At 76.8% G+C, this 5,835-nt stretch carries 4 protein-coding genes and 2 pseudogenes; 4 read left to right on the top strand and 2 right to left on the bottom strand.

Annotation, left to right across the window (positions count from 1 at the left end; all coding sequences use genetic code 11):
* Positions 1–144, top strand: a pseudogene (locus tag AC0CYZ_RS22800) (DUF58 domain-containing protein); the annotation flags it as partial.
* Between the two features lie 568 nt (positions 145–712).
* On the opposite strand, the gene AC0CYZ_RS22795 reads toward AC0CYZ_RS22800, so the two are convergent.
* Positions 713–1,681, bottom strand: coding sequence for a stage II sporulation protein M (locus tag AC0CYZ_RS22795; protein ID WP_472219561.1), 969 nt, complete (start codon positions 1,679–1,681; stop codon positions 713–715).
* A 35-nt stretch (positions 1,682–1,716) separates the two neighbouring features.
* On the opposite strand from AC0CYZ_RS22795, the gene AC0CYZ_RS22790 reads away from it, so the two are divergent.
* The gene (locus tag AC0CYZ_RS22790; RefSeq protein WP_472219559.1) at positions 1,717–2,472 is read left to right on the top strand and encodes an RDD family protein; all 756 of its coding nucleotides are present in this window, start codon (positions 1,717–1,719) and stop codon (positions 2,470–2,472) included.
* Here AC0CYZ_RS22790 and AC0CYZ_RS22785 read toward each other — a convergent pair.
* Positions 2,427–4,721 (bottom strand): heavy metal translocating P-type ATPase, encoded by a 2,295-nt coding sequence (locus AC0CYZ_RS22785; RefSeq protein ID WP_472219557.1) that lies wholly within the window; start codon positions 4,719–4,721, stop codon positions 2,427–2,429. The genes AC0CYZ_RS22790 and AC0CYZ_RS22785 overlap by 46 nt on opposite strands.
* 57 nt (positions 4,722–4,778) lie before the next feature.
* Here AC0CYZ_RS22785 and AC0CYZ_RS22780 point away from each other — a divergent pair, with 57 nt between their 5' ends.
* A complete protein-coding gene (locus AC0CYZ_RS22780; RefSeq protein WP_472219556.1) occupies positions 4,779–5,234 on the top strand; it encodes a hypothetical protein in 456 nt (151 codons plus the stop codon).
* 10 nt (positions 5,235–5,244) lie between these two features.
* Positions 5,245–5,835, top strand: a pseudogene (locus AC0CYZ_RS22775) (hypothetical protein); the annotation flags it as partial.

Here is a 5,835-nt window from a genome sequence, read left to right as displayed (position 1 = left end):
GCCGGGGTCGCCCTGGCGGAGCGGCGGGACGTCGTCGCGCGGCTGGCGCGGCGCGGGGTGGAGGTGGTCGACGCCGCGCCCGACGACCTCGCGCCGGCCCTGGCCGACCGCTACCTCGCGCTCAAGGCCCGCGGGCGGCTCTGAGCCCGGCGCCTCGGGGCGTGGACCTGCGCGCGGCGCACACACTCCGGCCGACGAGGCGGATGGTGCCGGCAGAACCTGCGCGCCGCGCACACACTCCGGCCGACGAGGCGCACGGTGCCGGCAGAACCGGCGCGCGGCGCACACACTCCGGCCGACGAGGCGCACGGTGCCGGCAGACCCGGCGCGCGGCGCACACACTCCGGCCGGGCGGACCCGCCCTTCGCGCGCGGTGGGAGATCACCGCGAGTTCGGAAGCCCTCCCGGACACCCTCCAGCGGCAAGATCATGACTTCGGCGGCAGAACGACCGCTCAGCGAGCACTGTGCCGCCCAGAAGTCGATCATGGAGCGATGGCGGGCCCGGAGAGCGCTCCACGGGTCGATCGACCCCGTCGGTCGGCGCGCCGCGGCCGGAGTGTGTGCGGCACGCGTCGATCTCCCCAGACCCCTACGACCCCGCGGCCCGGTTGTGTGCGCCACGCGTCGATTTCCCCGGGACCAGGCGCGCCACCGGTCGGAATGTGTGCGTCGCGCATAGGTCCCGGCGAGGCGAGCGAGCCGGACCGTCGTCAGGACCCGTCGTCGGCGACGGGCACGCCGGCCCGGTCGCGCAGGACCCACCGACCGTGCAGCACGTAGGCGAGGAACGCCAGCTCGGTGAGCAGCCCGATCCCGATGCGCGCCCAGGTCGGGAGCCCGGACGGGGTCACGAACGCCTCGATCACCCCCGAGACCAGCAGCACGCCCGCCAGCCCGAGCGCCATCCCCGCCGTCACCCGACCCTGCCGCGCCAGCGCCCGGCCGCGGGTCTCCGGGCCGGGGTCGATCCACGTCCACCCCAGCTCCAGCCCGGCCCCGGCGGCCACGAACACGGCCGTGAGCTCCAGCAGGCCGTGGGGCACGATCAGCCCGAGGAAGAGGCCGAGCCGGCCGTTCGCGGCGAGGATCCCGCCCACCACGGCGACGTTCATGACGTTCTGGAGCAGCACCCACAGCACCGGGAGCAGCAGCACCCCGGTGACGAGGCAGGTGGCGGCCACGAGGGCGTTGTTCGTCCAGACCTGCGAGGCGAAGGACGCGGCCGGGTTCGAGGAGTAGTAGGACGCGAACTCCTGGTCGACCAGCCGGCGCGTCTGCTCCGGGGTGGCGATCGCGGCCGCCACGCCCGGCGTCGTCGCCACCCACCATCCGGCGAGCACCATGACGGCCACCGAGACGGCCGCGGTGCCGACCCACCAGCGGGCCGACGCCGCGAGGGCGGCCGGGAACTCCTCGGTGACGAAGCGCAGCGGGTCGCGCCAGGACCAGGTCGAGGCGCCCGTGACGGCCGACCGCCCGCGGGCCACGAGCGACGACAGCCGCGACACCAGCGCCGGGTCGGGCGAGGACGACCGGACCACGGACAGGTCGGTGGCCGTCCGGCGGTAGAGCGCGATCGCCTCGTCGGCCTCCTCGACGCTCCAGCGCCGCCGCCGCAGCAGCGTCTCGAGGCGCTCCCAGTCGGCCCGGTGGGCGTCGGTGTAGGCGTCGACGTCCACGCGGGCGGCCTCCCTTCCTGGCAGCATGGCCGGCCGTGACCCCACCCGAGCGCGATCCGGGCGTCGTCGTGGGTGAGGCGGTCGAGCTGGACCTCGTGCCGGCCAAGCTACCGACCCGGGGCCTCTCCCTCGCTCTCGATCTGGCGATCATCGGGTTGATCGAGATCGTCCTGCTGATCGTCGTGGTCGTCGCCGGGGTGGACATCGACACGGCGCTGGCGACGGCGCTCGTCGTCGTGCTCGCCGTGCTCGGGCTGGTGGCGTGGCCGACGGCGTGGGAGACGCTGACGCGCGGGCGGTCGCCTGGGAAGTTCGCGTTCGGGCTGCGGGTGGTGCGCGACGACGGCGGGCCGATCCGGTTCCGGCACGCGCTGGTCCGGGCGCTCACCGGGCTCGTCGTCGACTTCGGGCTGCTGGGCGGGGCGGTCGCGATGGTCGTCTCGGCGTGCTCACCGCGCGGGCAGCGGGTGGGTGACCTGCTCGCCGGGACGGTCGTGCTGCGCGAGCGGGTCCCGCGCTCGACCCGCGCCCGCGAGCTCCCGGCCCCCGACCCGGCGCTCGCGGGCTGGGCCTCGACGCTGCAGCTCGCGGCCCTGCCCGACGACCTCGCCCTGGCCGCACGGCAGTTCCTCGGGCGCACCCGCGAGCTGGACCCGGCGATCCGCCGGACCCTCGCCGAGCGGCTGGCCGGCGACGTCGCGACGCGGGTCGCCCCACCGCCGCCGCCGGGCGTCCCGGCCGAGGCCTACCTGGTGGCGGTGCTGGGCGAGCGTCGGCGCCGTTCGGGCTGACGCAGCCGCACGCTCGAGGACACCACCAGCACGCTCGACAGCGCCATCGCCAGGCCGGAGATCAGCGGGCTGAGCAGGCCGAACGCCGCGAGCGGGATCGCGGCGACGTTGTAGCCGAACGCCCAGACGAGGTTGCGGCGGATCGTCGTCGCGGTCCGGCGGGCGAGGTCGAGGGCGTCGGGGACGGCGCCGAGGTCGTCGCGGACGAGGATGACGTCCGCGGCCTCGAGCGCCACGTCGGTGCCGGCGCCCACGGCGAGCCCGAGGTCGGCGGCCGCGAGCGCGGGGCCGTCGTTGATCCCGTCGCCGACCATCGCGACGCGTGCCCCGCCCCGCTGCCGCTCGACGAGGGCGGCGACCTTGCCCTCGGGCAGCACGTCGGCGACGACCTCGTCGACCCCGACCGCCGCGCCCACGGCGTGTGCCGCACCGGCGCGGTCGCCCGAGAGCAGCACCGTGCGCAGGCCGGCGGCGCGCAGGCGGGCCACGGCCGGGGCGGCCGAGGGCTTGATCTCGTCGGCGAGCTCGAGGACCGCCACCCCCTCGCCGTCGCACTCCACGAGGACCAGCGTCGAGTCCGCCGCGAGGTCCGGGGCCCAGTCCGGGAGACCGCCGACCAGCGCCGGCCGCCCGAGCCGCACCGCGACCCCCTCGACGCTCCCGCGCGCCCCGAGCCCGGGCAGCGCCTCGAAGTCCTCGACGGCGGGCAGCACGCCCACCTCGTCGCGCGCCCGCCCGGCGACCGCGCGGGCGACGGCGTGCTCCGAGGCCTCCTCCACGGCGCCGGCCAACCGCAGCACCCGCGCCCGGTCCTCCCCGGGGGCGACGTGCACCGCGCGCACGGTCATCGCCCCGGTGGTCACGGTGCCGGTCTTGTCGAGCACGACGGTGTCGACGGTGCGGCTGGACTCGAGCGCCTGGTGGCTCTTGAGGAAGATCCCTTCACGGGCGCCGCGGCCGGAGGCGACGAGCATCGCGGTCGGGGTCGCGAGGCCCAGTGCGCAGGGACAGGCGATGACGAGCACCGACAGCGCCGCCGCGAAGACGGCTCCGGGGCCGCCGCCCGCGAGCCACCAGCCCAGCGCGGTGAGCGCCGCGAGCCCGATCACCACCGGCACGAAGACCGAGGAGATCCGGTCGACCAGCCGCTGGACCGAGGCCTTCGACGCCTGGGCGGACTCGACCAGCCGGATCATCCCGGCGAGCTGCGTCGCGGAACCCACCGCGCTCGCCGTCACCACGAGGCGTCCGCTGGTCGCGACCGTGCCCCCGGTGACGGCGTCGCCCGCCGCCACCTCGACGGGCACGGTCTCGCCGGTGAGCATCGAGCGGTCCACCGCGGACGCGCCGGACTCCACGACGCCGTCGGTCGCCACCTTCTCCCCGGGCCGCACGACGAAGCGGGTCCCGACGGCGAGGGCGGACGCCGGGACGCGCGTCTCGGTCCCGTCGGGCAGGAGCACCGCGACGTCCCGGGCGGCCAGCGCCGCGAGGGCGGCCAGCGCGTCCCCGGCCGAGCGCTTGGCGCGGGCCTCGACGTAGCGCCCGGCCACCACGAACGTCGACACCGCCGCGGCGACCTCGAGGTAGAGCGGGCCGACCGGTTCCAGGAACACCGAGAGCGCGCCGCGGGCGCCCGGCTCGGGCAGGTTGCCGAGCAGGATGGAGCCGAGGGACCAGGTGGTCGCGGCGATGACACCGAGGGAGATCAGCGTGTCCATCGAGGACGAGCCGTGTCGGGCGTTGACGAACGCCGCCCGGTGCAGCGGCCACGCCGACCACACGACGACCGGGGCCGCGAGCGCCACGACGACCCACTCCCACCCGGGGAAGCGCGCGGCGGGCAGCACCGACAGGGCCAGCGGCAGGTCGACCATCGGGATGAAGAGCACGGCCGCGACCACCAGGCGCCGCCACAGGTCGGCGACGCGGTCGTCGCGGGAGGTGCGACCGCCGGCGTCGTCGGGGTCGTCGCTGTCCTCCGGGGCGCGCAGCGGCGTCGCGCCGTACCCGAGCCGCGCGACGACGTCGACGACCGCGCTGCGCTCCACCGCCGGGTCCCGGACGACCGTGGCACGCTCCGTGGCGTAGTTCACGGTCGCGGAGATGCCGTCGACCTTGTTCAGCCGGCGCTCGATGCGGGAGGCGCACGCGGCGCACGTCATGCCGGTGAGCAGGAAGTCCTCGGCCCGGTCCTCGGCGCCGGGACGGTCCTGCGCGTCGACGGCGAGCGCCGTCGTGTCGGTCATGCTCCGATGGTGCGCCCCCCACGCGGGCGCGCGCACGCCGGGTGTCACCATCGGGCCGTGACGAGCACCAGTGCCTCGGAGTCCGGGAGCGCGTCACCGGCCGACCCCGAGGAGCCCGAGGACCGCGCCGCGGGGGCCACGGGCGCGGCGACGTTCGCGCTGGTCGTGGCCGTGATGGCCCTGGTGAGCTCGTGGACCGGCTGGGGCGGGCTGGTCCTCGGCCTGGTCGCCCTCGTCGCCGCGCTGGTCGCCCTGATGCGGGTGCGCTCGGGGCGGGCGGTCGGCCGGGCGAAGCCGGTGGCGGCCCTCGTCGTCGGGCTCGTGGCCCTCGGGATCGGCACCGCCGTGGAGTGGCCGACGCTGGAGAGCGCGGTGACCTACCTGCACGCTTCGCAGGCCCGGACGCTCGACGAGTGCATGCGCCAGGCGATCAACGAGAAGGAACAGCACGTCTGCAAGTCCCAGCACCTCGACGAGTACCGGGCGCGGTTCCCCGGGCGCCTCGATCCGTGAGTCCGGTCCCGTGACCAGACGCCTCGTCCCGGCGGCGCTCCTGGGCGTGGTGACGGTGCTCGTCGCCGCCCTGCTGCTGGGCCGGGCGGCCTACCCGGTGCTCGGCCTCGCGGACCCGGGCGAGCTGGTCCGGCTCGGGCTACCGGTGCTGCGGCTGGCGGCCGACGCGGCGGCGGCGGTCGCACTGGGGGCGCTGACGCGGGCCGTGGTCCTCTCCGACGGCGCCGGCGGCCCGTCCGCGGGCGAGCGGGCGACGGCGTCGGTCGCGGCGTGGGCGTGGGCGGCGCTGGCCGTGGTGGTGGCGGTCCTGACGGTCGCCGACACGTCCGGCGGGCTCGCGGCCCCGGGGCCGGACCTCGTGGTCCAGCTGGTCGTGCGGGCCGCCCCGGTGGGCTGGCTGGCGTCGGCGGTCGGCGCGGCGGTGGTGGCGGTGTGGGTCCGCGAGGCCCGGACGTGGTCCTCGGTGCTCGGGGCGTCGGTGCTCGCCGGCGTGGCCCTGCTCGGGCCGGTGGTGACCGGGCACGCGATCGACGGCGTCGGCAAGGACCTGGGGACGCCGGCCGTCGCGCTGCACGTCCTCGCGGCGACGGTGTGGCTGGGC

The organism is Actinomycetospora sp. (assembly GCF_055612215.1).
This window is presented reverse-complemented; position numbering and strand designations above follow the sequence as displayed.

Coding starts and splice junctions, on each gene's coding strand:
- AC0CYZ_RS22785 (WP_472219557.1), bottom strand. CDS start 4,721: ATGACCGACACGACGGCGCTCGCCGTCGACGCGCAGGACCGTCCCGGC.